The 15719-nt window shown below is 40.6% G+C and carries 14 protein-coding genes and 1 pseudogene; 13 read left to right on the plus strand and 2 right to left on the minus strand.

Annotated features, from left to right (window positions below; genetic code table 11):
- Positions 1-4: 4 nt before the first annotated feature.
- From SG0102_RS05085 to SG0102_RS05135, 11 genes and pseudogenes are all read left to right on the plus strand, one after another.
- A pseudogene (locus tag SG0102_RS05085) lies at positions 5-331 on the plus strand (TetR-like C-terminal domain-containing protein); the annotation flags it as partial.
- Between the two features lie 115 nt (positions 332-446).
- Positions 447-2027 (plus strand): ribonuclease Y, encoded by a 1581-nt coding sequence (gene rny, locus SG0102_RS05090; protein WP_125118957.1) that lies wholly within the window; start codon positions 447-449, stop codon positions 2025-2027.
- A 44-nt stretch (positions 2028-2071) separates the two neighbouring features.
- Positions 2072-2860: a TIGR00282 family metallophosphoesterase gene (locus SG0102_RS05095; RefSeq protein WP_125118958.1), complete on the plus strand. Its 789-nt coding sequence runs from the start codon at positions 2072-2074 to the stop codon at positions 2858-2860.
- An 89-nt stretch (positions 2861-2949) separates the two neighbouring features.
- A complete protein-coding gene (locus tag SG0102_RS05100) occupies positions 2950-3195 on the plus strand; it encodes a hypothetical protein (protein WP_125118959.1) in 246 nt (81 codons plus the stop codon).
- 84 nt (positions 3196-3279) lie between these two features.
- Positions 3280-4728 carry a tRNA (N6-isopentenyl adenosine(37)-C2)-methylthiotransferase MiaB gene (miaB, locus tag SG0102_RS05105; protein WP_125118960.1) on the plus strand — a complete coding sequence of 483 codons (1449 nt, stop codon included), beginning with the start codon at positions 3280-3282 and terminating at the stop codon, positions 4726-4728.
- Positions 4706-5047, plus strand: a complete 342-nt coding sequence (locus SG0102_RS05110; protein WP_125118961.1) for a YlbF family regulator — start codon at positions 4706-4708, stop codon at positions 5045-5047. Before miaB ends, SG0102_RS05110 begins: the two co-directional genes overlap by 23 nt.
- Positions 5048-5157: 110 nt before the next feature.
- A complete protein-coding gene (locus tag SG0102_RS05115) occupies positions 5158-6666 on the plus strand; it encodes an IMP dehydrogenase (RefSeq protein WP_125118962.1) in 1509 nt (502 codons plus the stop codon).
- Positions 6667-6739: 73 nt separating this feature from the next.
- Positions 6740-9253: a DNA mismatch repair protein MutS gene (gene mutS / locus SG0102_RS05120; RefSeq protein WP_125118963.1), complete on the plus strand. Its 2514-nt coding sequence runs from the start codon at positions 6740-6742 to the stop codon at positions 9251-9253.
- 9 nt (positions 9254-9262) lie between these two features.
- Positions 9263-11062, plus strand: coding sequence for a DNA mismatch repair endonuclease MutL (mutL, locus tag SG0102_RS05125; RefSeq protein WP_125118964.1), 1800 nt, complete (start codon positions 9263-9265; stop codon positions 11060-11062).
- Between the two features lie 5 nt (positions 11063-11067).
- A complete protein-coding gene (gene miaA / locus SG0102_RS05130) occupies positions 11068-11997 on the plus strand; it encodes a tRNA (adenosine(37)-N6)-dimethylallyltransferase MiaA (protein WP_125118965.1) in 930 nt (309 codons plus the stop codon).
- Positions 11976-12338: a hypothetical protein gene (locus SG0102_RS05135; protein WP_125118966.1), complete on the plus strand. Its 363-nt coding sequence runs from the start codon at positions 11976-11978 to the stop codon at positions 12336-12338. The genes miaA and SG0102_RS05135 overlap by 22 nt, the downstream gene beginning before the upstream one ends.
- 50 nt (positions 12339-12388) lie before the next feature.
- Here the strand turns inward: SG0102_RS05135 and SG0102_RS05140 are convergent, their stop codons facing one another.
- Complete coding sequence (locus SG0102_RS05140; RefSeq protein WP_125118967.1) at positions 12389-13660, minus strand: replication-associated recombination protein A; 1272 nt, start codon at positions 13658-13660, stop codon at positions 12389-12391.
- Positions 13661-13721: 61 nt separating this feature from the next.
- On the opposite strand from SG0102_RS05140, the gene dtd reads away from it, so the two are divergent.
- Positions 13722-14171 (plus strand): D-aminoacyl-tRNA deacylase, encoded by a 450-nt coding sequence (gene dtd, locus SG0102_RS05145; protein ID WP_125118968.1) that lies wholly within the window; start codon positions 13722-13724, stop codon positions 14169-14171.
- Between the two features lie 9 nt (positions 14172-14180).
- Here the strand turns inward: dtd and SG0102_RS05150 are convergent, their stop codons facing one another.
- Complete coding sequence (locus SG0102_RS05150; RefSeq protein ID WP_125118969.1) at positions 14181-14978, minus strand: Cof-type HAD-IIB family hydrolase; 798 nt, start codon at positions 14976-14978, stop codon at positions 14181-14183.
- Between the two features lie 50 nt (positions 14979-15028).
- On the opposite strand from SG0102_RS05150, the gene SG0102_RS05155 reads away from it, so the two are divergent.
- Positions 15029-15664: a lysoplasmalogenase family protein gene (locus tag SG0102_RS05155; RefSeq protein WP_125118970.1), complete on the plus strand. Its 636-nt coding sequence runs from the start codon at positions 15029-15031 to the stop codon at positions 15662-15664.
- The last annotated feature ends 55 nt before the right edge of the window (positions 15665-15719 follow it).

Consider the following 15719-nt stretch of genomic DNA (forward strand, 5'->3'; position numbering starts at 1 on the left):
TCAGGCCGCTAAGCATTTGGTGAACTCAAGCAATCGTGATTTGGTGGCGAGTTATTTAGGGCATTCTTTTTCTACTTTATTAACGACGTATGTGGAAGAACATTATGACATTAACGATGAAAACCGCCAAAAAGCGGAATTCATTATCGCCTTTTATCGCTATGCTTTTGTCGGTATTATGATGGATGTCATGACCAAAGATCCGGAAGATACGCCGTCAGAGTATAACGAAAATCCTGAATATTATGTCGATTTGATCTTAGATACAATTGAACATGATATTACCGATAACATTTTAATGAATGTAGCGAAACCTCTCAAAGACGCGTAAGCGTCTTTTTAATTGTGAAATCGATGACTTGAGATTATTGAAATTAGAAAATAAATACTATATAATTAACTAGGTGTCACATTACACCCATAAATACATAGGTAGGAGGATTCATATGAACGGTAGAGAAACTACCCCAATTGCTGTCCCATTGCCCTATGTTCTTCTGGTTTTAATTATAGGTGTTTTAATAGGTTTATTAGCTTATTATATTTTTACCAAAATTAAGTTATCAAAGGCTACTGAAGAAGCCAAAAAAATTGTTGAGGATGCGCATGCGAAAGCAGACTCGATTATCAAGGAAGCAACCCTTGATGCCAAAACCCAGGCTTATGAATATAAGCTGGCGGGAGAAAAGGAAATCAAGAAGGAGCGTCTGGAGTTAACGAAGTTTGAAACGCAGCTTTCTCAAAGAGAACAGAGTATCGATCGAAGAGATATCGCTTTACAGGGTAAAGAAGATATCTTAGATGCGAAAAACCAACAATTAGATAAGAAACAAGCGGAACTAGGCAAACTAGAGGATCAGCTCAAAAGTCAAATCAGCGAAAAAGTGGCAGAGCTGGAAAAGATTGCCGCAATGAGTGCCAACCAGGCGAAAGAAGAACTTTTCAAGCAGGTTGAAGTCCAAATGGAAAACGAAGTCACAGCGTATATCAAGGAGCAGGAAGAAGAAGCCAAAGCCAAAGCTTCACTGTATGCGAAAGATATTATCGCTGATGCGATCAATCGTTATTCCCAGGAAGAAGTGACAGAACGAACAGTGAACGTCGTATCACTGCCTAGTGAAGAAATGAAAGGCCGTATCATTGGTCGCGAAGGCCGTAATATTCGTGCAATCGAAAATGCGACTGGCGCGGAACTGATTATTGATGATACGCCAGAAGTGATTACGGTGTCATGTTTTAATCCGGTTCGCCGGGAAGTAGCGCGTGTCGCACTGGAAAAACTGATTAAAGATGGTCGTATTCAGCCAGGGCGTATTGAAGAAGTCGTTGAAAAGACGAAAAAGGAAATCGATGACATCATGTACAAAGCCGGAGAAGATGCGATCTTCGAATTAGGCTTATCAAAGATGAAGAAAGACGAAATCATGATGATCGGGAAGCTGAAATATCGTACCAGCTACGGTCAAAACGGTCTCCAGCATTCTTTAGAAGTTGCACATTTTGCGGGTATTATGGCAGCTGAGTTAGGTTTAAATCAGCAGTTAGCGAAACGGGCTGGCTTATTGCATGATATCGGTAAAGCGATGGATCATGAAATGGAAGGCAGCCATGTTGAATTAGGCGCTAAATTTGCGAAGAAGATGGGTGAAAACAGCGTTGTTATCAATGCTATTGAATCGCACCATGGTGATGTCCCAGCGACTTCTGTAATTTCTGTTTTAGTCGCTGCGGCTGATACACTTTCTGCCGCTCGTCCTGGTTCACGAAGCGAAACGATTGAAAATTACATTCAGCGTTTAGAGAAGCTGGAAGAAATTTCAAAGAGCTTCGATGGGGTGGATAAGGTCTTTGCAATTCAGGCTGGCCGTGAAGTACGTGTCATTGTCAACCCGGAAAAAGTGGATGACTTAAAAGCCCATAAACTGGCTCGTGATATCAAAGATAAGATTGAAAATGAACTCACTTATCCAGGGCATATCAAAGTAACGGTGGTCCGTGAACTGCGGGCAAACGAAATTGCAAAATAAAAAACGTTCCTTCGGGAGCGTTTTTTTCATGAAAGGAGATACTTATGAATATATTAATGATCGGTGATGTCTTTGGCAAGACAGGACGTCGCCTTTTAAAAGAAGTTATGCCGACAATCGTCAAAGAGAGGTCTATTGATATGGTGATTGTCAATGGGGAAAATGTCACCCATGGCAAAGGCCTTAATCGTAATCATTATAATGAGCTCTGTGAGGATGGGGTCGACGTGATAACGATGGGCAACCATACGTATTCGAAAAAAGAATTATTTGATTATATTGACGACGCGGATCGTCTTGTGGTGCCGCTTAATCGACCACGCGCTTTGCCAGGGGTGGGCAGTCGTGTTGTTGAAAAACAGGGACGGAAGATTCGTGTCACGAATTTGCTCGGCCTGGCCTTTATGGATCCGAAGACGGCGAATCCGTTTGAAGTCATCGATGATCTTTTAGAAAATGATGATAGTGATATCCATATTGTCGATTTCCATGCGGAAGCGACAGCAGAAAAGCGTGCTTTTGCGATGTATGTCGATGGTCGCGTCGATGCAGTTTTGGGAACGCATACCCATGTGGCGACAGCTGATGAACGCTTATTGCCTAAAGGCACTGCTTTTATCACTGATGTTGGGATGACCGGTCCTTATGATTCCGTCATTGGCTGTGAAGCGGAATCAATCATTGAACGAGATTTGAAAGGAATTATGACACCTTTTAAAGTTGTGGAAGATGTCGGACAGCTGCGGGGAGTCATTTTACATTTTAATAAGAAAAATCAGTGCACTGGCATTGAAAGAGTGACTGTAGATCCTGATCATCCAATAAAAAGATAGTCTTTTATTTTAAAAATACCATACTTTTCTATTTCCTTTTTATGCTCAGCGGTATATAATGATAGCGAAAAGAGAAGGAGGATATGGTTATGACCCATACAATTTATTTTCAGACAGCGCAGCCGCAGAAACTGATTGATTTCTTCGATGGTTACAAAGATGATCAGGTTTCCTGCAAATATGTCTCAAAGAAAGGCATTAAAGCCACATTCGAGGTAGAATCAGATTTGTCTGCTGAAGACGCTGCTTCCCACTGTAAAAGCGTTTTTAAAGCAACACCTGAAGGACAAGTTTTATACTTCTCCATTCAGCCAGCTTCATTCTTTGGCAAATAATGATAAGAAGATGAGCCCAGCTCATCTTTTTGTTTGTTTTATCGTTATAATTTGATATAATAGCATGACGAAAGTGAGGAAGTTATGAAAAAAGATTATAGTGAATACTTTAAAGGTCCTTCTCTTAAAGATGCCCGTAAACGTTTTAAAGAAGATGTCCACCATCTTGATAATGCGTTTGAAATTCCTCCTGATATGGTCGGGATTGGTAAGGGAAAGACATATTATATTAAAACCTATGGCTGTCAGGCCAATGAACGTGATAGTGAAACCTTAGCCGGTATTCTTGAAATGATGGGTTATCAGCCCGATGATGATATTAAAGATGCCGATGTCGTTTTACTCAATACCTGCGCGGTACGTGAAAACGCTGAAGAAAAAGTCTTTGGCCGGATTGGTTACTTAAAGAATGTGAAAAGACAGAAACCGGATCTGATTTTTGGCGTCTGCGGCTGTATGGCTCAGGAAGAAGTGGTGGTTAACCGCATTCGTCAGAAGATGCCACAGGTCGATTTGATTTTCGGTACGCATAATATTCATCGTCTGCCGCAGCTTTTAAAAGCCGCAATGTTAGAAAAGGAAACTGTTACCGAAGTTTGGTCTAAAGAAGGCGATGTTATTGAAAACTTGCCAAGTCATCGTGCTAAAGATAAAAAGGCCTGGGTCAATATTATGTATGGCTGCAATAAATTCTGCACTTACTGTATTGTTCCTTATACCCGCGGGAAGGAACGTTCTCGTTTAATGGAAGATGTTTTGGCGGAAGTGAATGACTTAAAAGATCATGGCTATCTGGAAGTGAATTTACTTGGTCAGAATGTCAATAGCTATGGTAAGGATTTAGATTTAGGTTATGACTTTGCCACCTTATTAGCGGAAGTAGCGAAGACAGGCATTCCAAGAATTCGTTTTATGACTTCACATCCATGGGATTTCAGTGAAGAAATGTTAAAGGTGATTGCGCAGTATGACAATATTATGCCATACATTCATTTACCAGCGCAGTCAGGCTCTTCAGAAGTCTTAAAGCTGATGGGACGTCAGTATACGCGTGAGTCTTATTTGGCTTTATTTGATAAGATCAAGGAAATTATTCCTAATGTGGCCGTGACGACCGATATCATTGTTGGTTTCCCAAATGAAACGGAAGAGCAGTTTGAAGAAACCTTATCCCTTTTTGATCACTGTCAGTATGACTTAGCTTATACCTTTGTTTATTCGCCAAGAGCCGGCACTCCAGCCGCGAAGATGGAAGACAATATTCCGATGAAAGAAAAGGAAGAACGTCTTCAGCGCTTAAATGAAAAGGTGAATTACTATGCGCATAAGGCTAATGAAAAATATTTAGGGACAATTCAGAAAGTCTTAGTTGATGGTCCGAGCCGTAAGAATCCTGATACCTTAGCTGGTTATACCGAAACCAATAAAGTCGTGAACTTTAAAGGGAACCCTGATCATATCGGCCAGATCGTCAATGTGAAAATCAATGAAATTCGTACCTGGTCATTAGATGGTGAAGAAGTTGACGAGTAAGGAGGCTGCGTTAGCGCTCAATGCCTATTTACGCAAGGAGCCAGTGATTCAGGAATATCAGCGCTATGAAGCAGCGCTTAAAAAACATCCTGAGCTCGCTAAGGCTGAGGAAGAGCTGAAAGCGATGCAGAAGCAGTTAATTGCTTTAAAGGCGAAAGATCAGCTAGATCTTTCGTTAGAACAGGATTATGCGAGATTAAAAAAGCAGTTTTATGAAAATCCTTTAGTGGTCAATTACATGGCTTTAAAAGAAGAAGTCAATGATTTGCTGGTAAATGTCGAAAGTTTACTTAATGAAGGATTAAATAGTACTGATTAGGGCGACACTTGTCGCCCTTTTATGCGTGATTTTGAGAGTTCTTGAAAATATGTTGACGATGCTGAGATAAATTTATATAATGGATTAAATTTATTTAAAGGAGAACAAACATGGCATACTATTATGATGAACCATCTCATACTTTTAGTGAATACTTACTTGTACCAGGATACTCTAGTGCAGAATGTATTCCGTCAAATGTGAGTTTAAAAACACCTTTGGTGAAATTCAAAAAAGGTGAAGAACCAGCATTATCTTTAAACATTCCTCTTGTATCAGCAGTGATGCAGGCTGTATCTGATGACCGTATGGCTGTTGCCCTCGCTAAAGAAGGCGGTGTCTCATTCATTTATGGATCGCAGAGCATTGAATCACAGGCGGCTATGGTAAGACGCGTAAAGAACTATAAAGCCGGTTTTGTAACCAGTGATTCTAACTTAAGTGCAAATGATACCTTAGCGGATGTTTTAGCATTAAAAGAAAAAACCGGTCATTCGACAATGGCTGTTACTGAAGACGGAACTCCTAATGGTAAATTAATTGGGATTGTCACAGGTCGTGATTATCGTATCTCACGTATGTCTCGTGATGAAAAAGTTGTTGATTTTATGACCCCTTTTGATCGGTTAATTACAGCACCTAAAGATGTTACCTTAAAAGAAGCCAATGATATTATCTGGGATCATAAGCTGAACGCTTTACCAATCGTTGATGAAAACCAGAGATTATTATATTTTGTTTTCAGAAAAGACTATGAATCAAAGAAAAATAACCCTAATGAATTATTAGATGAAAAGAAACGTTATATCGTTGGGGCTGGGATCAATACCCGTGACTATGCTGAGCGTGTGCCAGCGTTAGTTGAAGCCGGCGTTGATATCTTATGTATCGACTCATCAGAAGGTTATTCAGAATGGCAGCGTATGACTTTAGCATGGATTCGTGAACATTATGGTGATCGTGTAAAAGTCGGTGCTGGTAACGTTGTTGACGGTGAAGGTTTCCGTTTCTTAGCGGAAGCTGGGGCAGACTTCGTCAAGATCGGGATCGGCGGCGGTTCTATTTGTATCACGCGTGAAACCAAAGGGATTGGCCGTGGTCAGGCGACCGCTACTATTGACGTGGCTAAAGAAAGAGATAAGTATTTTGAAGAAACCGGTATCTATGTTCCAATCTGTTCAGATGGCGGCATCGTTTACGATTATCATATGACATTAGCGTTAGCGATGGGGTCAGATTTCATCATGTTAGGTCGTTATTTCTCACGTTTTGATGAATCACCAACTAATAAAGTTATGGTTAATGGTCAGTATATGAAAGAATACTGGGGCGAAGGTAGTGCCCGTGCTCGTAACTGGCAGCGTTATGACTTAGGCGGCGATAAGAAGTTATCCTTTGTAGAAGGGGTTGACTCTTATGTACCTTATGCCGGCTCTTTAAAAGATAACGTAGCTTTATCATTAAGCAAGATGAAACATACAATGTGTAACTGTGGTGCTTTAACAATTAAAGAATTACAGAAGAAAGCGAAGATTACTTTAGTATCTGCCACTTCAATTGTGGAAGGCGGCGCTCATGACGTCTTATTAAAAGACTCAACACCAAATCAGAATCAATAAATCGACAAAAGGGGTTTTGCCCCTTTTTTTCGCTTTTTGTGCTATAATAGGTCGGCATAGGAGGAAAACACATATGGCTAAGAAAAAAGAAAAATACTCACCCATGATGACAAAATATCTTGAATTAAAAAAGGATTATCAGGATGCCATTGTCTTTTATCGGTTAGGAGATTTTTATGAAATGTTCTTTGATGATGCGATTACGGCATCAAAAGAGCTTAATCTCGCCTTGACGGGTAAAAATGCGGGAGTCAAGGAGCGCGTGCCTATGTGTGGTGTTCCTTTTCATTCCGCGACGACGTATATTGAAGACTTAGTGAAGAAGGGCCACAAAGTCGTGATCGTGGAACAGTTAGAAGATCCGAAACAGGCGAAAGGCTTAGTTGAACGCGGCGTCGTTCAGATTGTCACGCCAGGGACGATTATGGATTTAAAGCTTAATGAAAAAGTCAATCATTTTATTGGTGCTTTAGGAATCTTTGATTTTTGTTATACATTAGCGTATGCCGATATTTCAACCGGTGAATTTTATTGCATGAATCTTGAAAAAGATGAACGTGTTTTACGCAACCAGATCCGCACCTTAGATCTTAAGGAATTAGTCGTTAATGATGATTTCGCAGATGATTCATTAATGGTTACGCATTATGATAATGAGCATATGAGTGATCGCTATAAGAAACTTTTTGAAGAGGTCAATGATTTAAAAGAAATCAAAGTGGCGGTGAATTTATTGAATTATATGTTAGAGACGCAAAAGCGTGACTTAGACTATATTCAGCCGCTTGCCGAAGTGCGGCAGAGTGACTATGTGACAATGGATCCCTCGACGAAAAAATCATTAGAATTAACAAAGTCTTTAAGCGGTGATAAATATGGTTCTCTGTTATGGTTATTAGATCATACGCATAGTGCCATGGGCGGGCGCATGTTAAAAAACTGGATTGAAAATCCATTACTTGATCAAAAACAGATTATGCAGCGTTTAGATATGGTTGAGATCTTCGTCAATAACTTTATTGAACGAGAAACCATAATCAATATGATCAAAGAAGTGTATGATTTAGAGAAACTCGCCTCCCGGATTGCTTTTGGCAATGTCAATGCGCGTGATCTCAAATGGATTGCCTCATCGTTAAAGATTATTCCTGAGATTCGTCATCAGCTTTATGCGCTTAATGATCCCGTCCTTAATCAGCTCGCTGAGCAGCTTGTTGATTTATCACCGATTACGCAAATTATTGACGATGCCATTATCGATAACCCGCCATTAGTTATTAAGGAAGGGAATATTATTAAACAAGGTTATTCGGCGGAATTAGATGAATATCGTGATCTCAAAGCCAATGGTCAGAAATGGCTGACGGAATTTGAAGAAAAAGAAAAAGAGCGTACGGGTATTTCTAAATTGAAGATTGGTTATAATAGGGTCTTTGGTTACTATATTGAAATTACGAAAAGTCAGCTCAATATGGTTAAAGATGAATTCCAGTATACCCGTAAGCAGTCTCTATCCAACGCTGAACGTTTTATTACTCCCGAGTTAAAGGAGATGGAAGATAAAATTCTTTCAGCTCAGGATCGCATTGTCTCATTAGAATATGAGATTTTCTCACAAGTGCGTCAGTATATTAAGGGTTATGTTCATCAGATGCAGGATGTCGCGAAAGTGGTCGCGCGTTTAGACTGTTATACTGCGTTAGCTGCTTTAGCCGCAAAAAATGGCTATATGCGTCCGACTTTCAATGATGATCATCGTATTGATATCGTCGATGGCCGTCATCCCGTTGTCGAGGAAGTCATTTCTCGCCAGAATTATATTGCCAATGACTGTCATTTAGATGCGAAGGCGAACATTATGTTAATCACCGGTCCTAATATGGGAGGGAAATCCACTTATATGAGACAGGTTGTTTTAACGGCTATTATGGCCCAGATTGGGTCCTTTGTCCCAGCAAAAAAAGCAAATTTGCCAATCTTTGATCAGATCTTTACCCGCATTGGCGCATCGGATGATTTGGTTTCTGGGCAGTCAACTTTCATGGTGGAAATGTTAGAAGCTAATAATGCTTTGCGTTATGCAACTGAAAATTCTCTGATTATCTTTGATGAAATTGGCCGTGGCACAGCCACTTATGATGGGATGGCATTAGCCCAGGGGATTATTGAATACATTGCTCATCATATTCATGCTTTAACGCTTTTTTCAACCCATTATCATGAATTAACCTTAATGAATGAAAATGAAGGGGTAAAAAATGTTCATGCCAGTGCCGATGTTTCCCATGATACGATCAAGTTCCTCTATAAGATTCAAGCTGGAGCAACGGGGGAATCTTATGGGATCAACGTCGCAAAATTAGCGAAGCTGCCAGATGAAGTGATTAATAGCGCTAATGTGATTTTACAGTCATTACTCAATAACTCCCAAGTGAGTGAGACACTCCATCAGGTGAAAAAGCAAACAGTTGTTGTGCAAAAAGAAAGTGAAGTGGAAAAGGCTTTAGCAGCCATTGATCCGATGCAGCTTTCACCAATCGACGCTTTATCAACATTAATTGAACTCAAAAAATTATTACCAGAATAAGGAGGGCCTATGGCAAAAATTCACCAGTTAGATACCAATACAGCCAATAAAATAGCCGCTGGGGAAGTCATTGAACGCCCTGCCAATGTCATTAAGGAATGCGTCGAAAATGCCATTGATGCCCAGGCGACGAAAATTGATGTCGAAGTGATTGAAGGCGGCAGTGTGCTCATGCGTATTACGGATAATGGCATCGGCATGGACAAAGATGATGCGCAAATGTGTTTTGCCCGTCATGCGACAAGTAAAATTACCGATGACCATGATCTCTTTAACATTACAACGTTAGGTTTCCGTGGTGAAGCGATTCCTTCCATTGCGTCTATTTCACTGTTTACTTTAGAGACCAGCGTGGGGGATGAAAAAGGGACCCGCGTCATTTATGAATTTGGTGTGAAAAAAAGCGTTGAAAGCTGTGCTTTAAATAAAGGAACCCGTATTACTGTTGAAAAAATTTTCCAAAATGTGCCAGCCAGACTCAAATATATGAAGAGTGTCAATACCGAGTTTGCGGCCATTTATACCTATATCGAGCGCTTATCTTTAGCGCATCCAGAGATTGCTTTTTCGCTCACGCATAATGGTAAAATGATTTATGCGACGAATGGTCAAGGGAAGCTGTTAGAAGTGATTGCGACGATTTATGGGCTTAATATTGCAAAACATATGAAGAAATGCGATTTTGGAAATGAGGAATTTACGATCACCGGCTATACGTCCGATGAAACCATTTCCCGCGCTTCGAAAAATCATATTATTACTTTAGTCAATCATCGCTATGTCAAAAACAAAAAATCCATTGATGCTATCAATGAAGTCTATCGTGCTTATTTGATGAACAAACGCTATCCGATCACCGTCATTAATATTGAAGTAGATCCTTATTTGGTCGATGTGAATGTTCATCCCGCTAAATTAGAAGTGCGCTTTTCGAAGGAATCCTTGTTAAAGGAAATGATTACGGAAGGCTTTAATGAAGTCTTAGCCCCGCAAAGAGAAGAAGCGCCGTTAGAAGCAGCGTCGCCAAAAGTCTCTTTTGCGCCGAAAGAAGTGGCGACGCAGCTGCATTTCAAACTGCCGGAAGCAGAGGAAACGCCAAGTCTGATCAAGAAACCTGAGACTGCTTATGAAGAAAAGCAAGTTCCCAATATCAAGGTCAAAGAAGAGGCTCCGGTTTATCAAATGCCGCCTCAGCCTACCCATCAGGAAGAAAAGAAAGTCCTTAAACCGATGAAGGAAAAGATCTATGTCAAAGCGCAGCTGCAAGGCAGTTATATTGTCGGAGAAAATGAAAAAGGAATCTATCTGATTGATCAGAAACGAGCGATGGATAATATTGCTTATGAAAAATATAAAGAGGATCTCGCCCAAATGAAACCGGCTATGCAAGATCTGATTGTGCCATTAATGTTTGAATTGCCAGCAAGTGAGTATTTGCTTTTAGAAGAGAAGAAAGACGATTTGCTTTCTTTAGGCATTGATTTACAGCCGATTTCCAAAAATACGTATTGTGTCCGCGCTCTGCCGCTATGGATGGATGATGTGGATGAGCAGGCTTTTATTGAAGATATGATACAGGTTTTAATTACCCAGGATGATCCAGATCTGATTGCTTTGCGTGATCAGGCGCTGTTATCGCTTGCCAAGCATCAGAAGCTTGCTTATAACACTCATTTAAGTCAGTATGAAATGCAAAGCTTAGTGGATGAACTGATGCGTTGCAGCGATCCCTATCGGGATCTTAATAAACGGCAGGTCATTATTTTTAAAAGCAATTATGAACTTATGCAATTATTTAAGAAAGGATAGAGACTATGCAGAAAGTCATCGTTATTGTCGGGCCAACGGCGGTTGGGAAAACCAAATGCGGCGTTGAGCTCGCCAAAAAATATCATGGAGAAGTCATTTCTGGCGACTCTATGCAAATATATCAGGGGATGGATATTGGAACCGCCAAGGTGACAAGAGAAGAAATGGATGGGGTTGTTCATCATCTCATTGATATTCGCACGCCTTTTGAAGAGTATAGCGTCAGTGATTTCCAGCAGGATGTCCGTCGTCTCATTGATGATATTCATGCGCGCGGCAAAATGCCGATTATTGTCGGCGGCACGGGATTATATATTAAAGCCGCCCTTTATGATTATACTTTCGAAAAGAGCATCACCAATCCTCAGGCGATGGCGCAAAAATATCAGGATTATACAAATGCGCAGCTTTATGCACATTTACAGGAGATTGATCCGGGTGCCACTCGCAACATTCATCCGAATAATCGCCGTCGCGTTTTGCGGGCGATTGAAATCTATGAAACAACGGGTCATCGTAAAAGTGAGATTGAAGAAAAACAAAATCACCAAATGATTTATGATGCTTATCTGATTGGCTTAACGCTTCCTCGCGATGTCTTAGTAGAGCGCATTAACAAACGTGTCGATCTCATGATGGACATGGGTTTAGAGCAGGAAGTCAATAAACTGATAGCGCAAGGCGCGCATGATCATTTACAGTCTATGCGCGGTATTGGTTATAAGGAGTGGTTCCCTTATTTTAAAGGAGCATGTGAGCGCAAAACAGTTATTGAACAGATTAAGATCCATTCTCGCCAGTATGCGAAAAGACAGTATACTTGGTTTAATCACCAGATGAATGTGCACTGGTATGATGTCTTATTAGATCATTTTGATCAGACCTTAAACATGATAGAAGGAGATGTTGATTCATGGATAGCTTCGTCGATCTGATTATGGTATTGGTTGGTCTTTATTTAGTGAGAACCTCACATCAGCTGATCACTTTCCATAATCTTAAAGCTTTTTATAAAGAAAAACAGTACGCCCATATTCCCGTGAAAAACCGTGATCATTATGCCGAAGGCATCGGCCAGGCTTTGGGCATCATCGGGGCTGTTCTGATTGTCAGTAGTATTCTCTATTTTACGGAAGCACAGGTCTTTCATAATACGGTGATGTTCTGGGCTGTACAGATTTTTTTCTTTGCAGGTTTGATTGTCGGTTTTGCGAAAATCTATAAAACCAATAAGACCTATGAAGATCCTGATTTTAATAAGATAAAGAAAAAGTAGCCACGCTTCATGGCTGCTTTTAAAATAGGCTGATAAAATGCATCACAAAATCATTTTTTCTTGCGTCGCTTCAGCTCTTTGAGATTATTGGTACGGCCGTGTTTGAGAATGCGCTGATAGTTATCTGTTAAAGCTTTTTCATAACGGGAAGAAAGCCAGGGAATATAGAACTGTTCATGGGCGACTTCATCTGGTAAGTACTGGATGTATTCCCAAAGATCATGACGTTCATAATCATATTTTTCATCTTCTTCTAAGCCGACAGGCGTTAATGCTAAATAACGCGGAGCACGATGCGGTTTAGCGCGGACGCTCGCTAAAGCATTATCAATCGCTTGTTCAGAGCTTTTAGATTTAGGAGATAAAGCGAGATCGATAATAACACTCGCTAAAGGAATGCGGGCTTCTGGGAAACCGATCGTTTTGGCAGCCTGAAAGGCCATGACGGTACGCATGCAGGCATTCGGATTGGCTAAACCGATATCTTCATACGCGCAGGTAATAACGCGTCTTTCTAAAGATTCGATATCGCCGGCGTCGATCAGCTTCGCAAAGTAATAGAGAGCACCATTGACATCACTGCCGCGAATGGATTTCTGTAAACCAGAGAGGGTATCATAATAGTTATCCTCATCTTTATCAAAGCGGACATTGGCCTGCGGCATCGCTCTTTCGAGATCATCCATTGTCAGATGGTCATCTTCACTGACAATCGATGTTAATTCTAATGTGTTATAGGCATAGCGGATATCACCCGCTGATAGCGATGCAATCTTTTCATAGACATCTTCATCGATCTTATAGGCATTATTGAATCCTTTTTCACTGCCAGCTGCAATCTTTAAACCAGTGATCACATCCTCTTTGGAAAGGGGATTGACCTGTAAAATCTCGCAGCGGGAACGAATCGCAGGATTGATGGAATGATAAGGATTAGCGGTGGTACAGCCAGCCACTGTTAATAAGCCGCTTTCAATATGAGGCAGTAAATGATCCTGTTTATCTTTATTCATCCGATGGACTTCATCGATGATGACAAAGAGGCCATCACTGAGTTTCGCTTCGGCAATGATCATATCCATTTCCTTCTTATTACCGGTAGACGCATTGAAAATGCGATAAGGAATACCTAAATCATGGGCTAGGGCTTTGGCCATGGTCGTTTTCCCGCAGCCAGGGGGACCATAGAGAATAATCGACATCGGATGACTTTTTTTGACGAACTGTTTTAAAATGCCATGCTCGCCGACAAGATGCTTTTGACCAAGGATATCATCGAGACTCATCGGTCTCATATTATAGGCTAAAGTTGTATGTTTCATGAAATTTCACCTCATTTTGTGTTATGATGATTATAACATTTTTTTAAAAGTGAGGAAACGTATGAGAATTGTATTACAGCGGGTATCGCATGCCAGTGTCACAATTGATGGAAAAGTTCATGGCGCCATTGACCATGGTTATATGCTTTTAGTGGGCTTTAAAGAAGGCGATGATGAGAAGATCTTAAAACAGATGGCGGATAAAGTTGTGCATTTAAGGGTCTTTGAAGATGATCAGGAAAAAATGAATTTATCCTTATTAGATGTAAAGGGAGCGATATTATCGATTTCTCAGTTTACCCTTTATGCCAATTGTCGTAAGGGCCGTCGTCCAAGTTTTATAGAAGCGGCGAAACCAGCGATCTCTTCACCGTTATATGATCGTTTTAATGAGATCTTAAGAGAACAGGTACCTGTCGAAACGGGAATCTTTGGCGCTGATATGAAAGTCGCTTTAGTTAATGATGGGCCGGTGACGATCACGTTAGATAGTGATGACATCTGCAAATAAAAGACCAGTTTAATACTGGTCGTTTAAAATCTTACGGATTTGTTTGACAACACCTTGCTGCTGATTCGTCCAGGGCAGGGTTTCACGGGCGATCGCTTTAATGCGCGGATCGGCATTTTTCATGGCGTAGGAATATTTTACGCTGTTAAGCAGTGTGAAATCATTCATCGCATCACCAAAAGCCGCGCATTCATCGGGCGAGATATTTAATAGTTTCTGCAGTTTTCTGATCCCAGCGCCTTTATTGACGCCGGTTTTCTGAATATCAAGCCATTCATTTCCGGCGGTGGTTGCGGTTAAACCGCTTGGCAGCAGGTTTCTAATTGCATCTTCGTACTGATGAATATCCGCGTTAGGATCATAAATGGCGATCTTCATGATTTCATCATCGACATGATCGAAGTTTTCATGAAACATCAAATTACGATAGTAAGTGTGTGCGATGGGCGCATAAGCACGATCTTTTTCTAATAGGTGGACGCCCTTGAGGCCGCTCATAATGACAAAGAGCTGCGGCTGACTTTGTAAAGCTTTTAAGGCGGCTTTGACTTGCTCATCAGAGAGGGTCTCATAAGCGATCAGGCGGGGCCCTTTGGCGATGTAACTGCCATTATCCGCCACAAAGTAAATTTCTTCGCTCATCGGAATAAACTGTCCGTAAAGACGGAAATACTGGTTTCCGCTGGCTAAGACAAACTTGATGTTGCGGTCTTCCATTTTATAAAATTGTGACAGGAATTCATAGTCGAACATTTTGTTTTCATCTAAGAATGTTCCATCCATATCCGTTGCAATCATTTTAATCATTTTTATTACCCCCGTGTTAGTATAGCACATTCAGAAAGAGAGGGCATCTTATGTTGATCATGACAATTGTATATTTGATACTTTTACTGTTATTAGCGCTCAGTGCCCGAACAAAATATTATTTATATGCAAAAACAGCATCATCTCTATGCTTTGTCGTGATTGCGATCGTTGGGGCGATATCGCGCCATGCGATGTATACGTTACTGCTGATGCTGCCAGGACTCTTAGCTTTTATGCTTGGTGATATTATACTAGCCTTTAAAAGTAAACATTCCTTATTGCTTGGTATTATTGCTTTTTCTATTGGGGATTTGGCCTTTCTGCATTTTTTAGGCGATTATCATGATTTTGGCTTATCTTCCTTGCTGCTAAGTGTCATCGCTCTCATCAGTTATGTTTTTATCGCGAAAAAGGGCATTATTGATTTTGGCGAACTGCTTATTCCATCTGGGGTCTATGCCTTTTTAGAAGGTTTAGTGGTCATGAAGAGCATTCTTGTTTATCGGGTTGTACCAACGCGTTTCTTCTTGTTTATCATGATTGGGATGATTTTATATCTGATTTCTGATCTTGTATTGATGATCTTTAAGTTTAAAAAGAAGAGCTTAGCGATCGGTGCAGCGGCTTTAGCTCTCTATTATGGCGGACTGTATTGCCTGGCCATTTGTTTCTTCTTCATATAAGGTATGCTTCGGGCATATCTTTTTTTTGATGATTGAATTTTTTGTATACAATTTT

The sequence above is a fragment of the Intestinibaculum porci genome (genome assembly GCF_003925875.1).
GTDB classification, from domain to species: Bacteria; Bacillota_I; Bacilli_A; order Erysipelotrichales; family Coprobacillaceae; genus Intestinibaculum; species Intestinibaculum porci.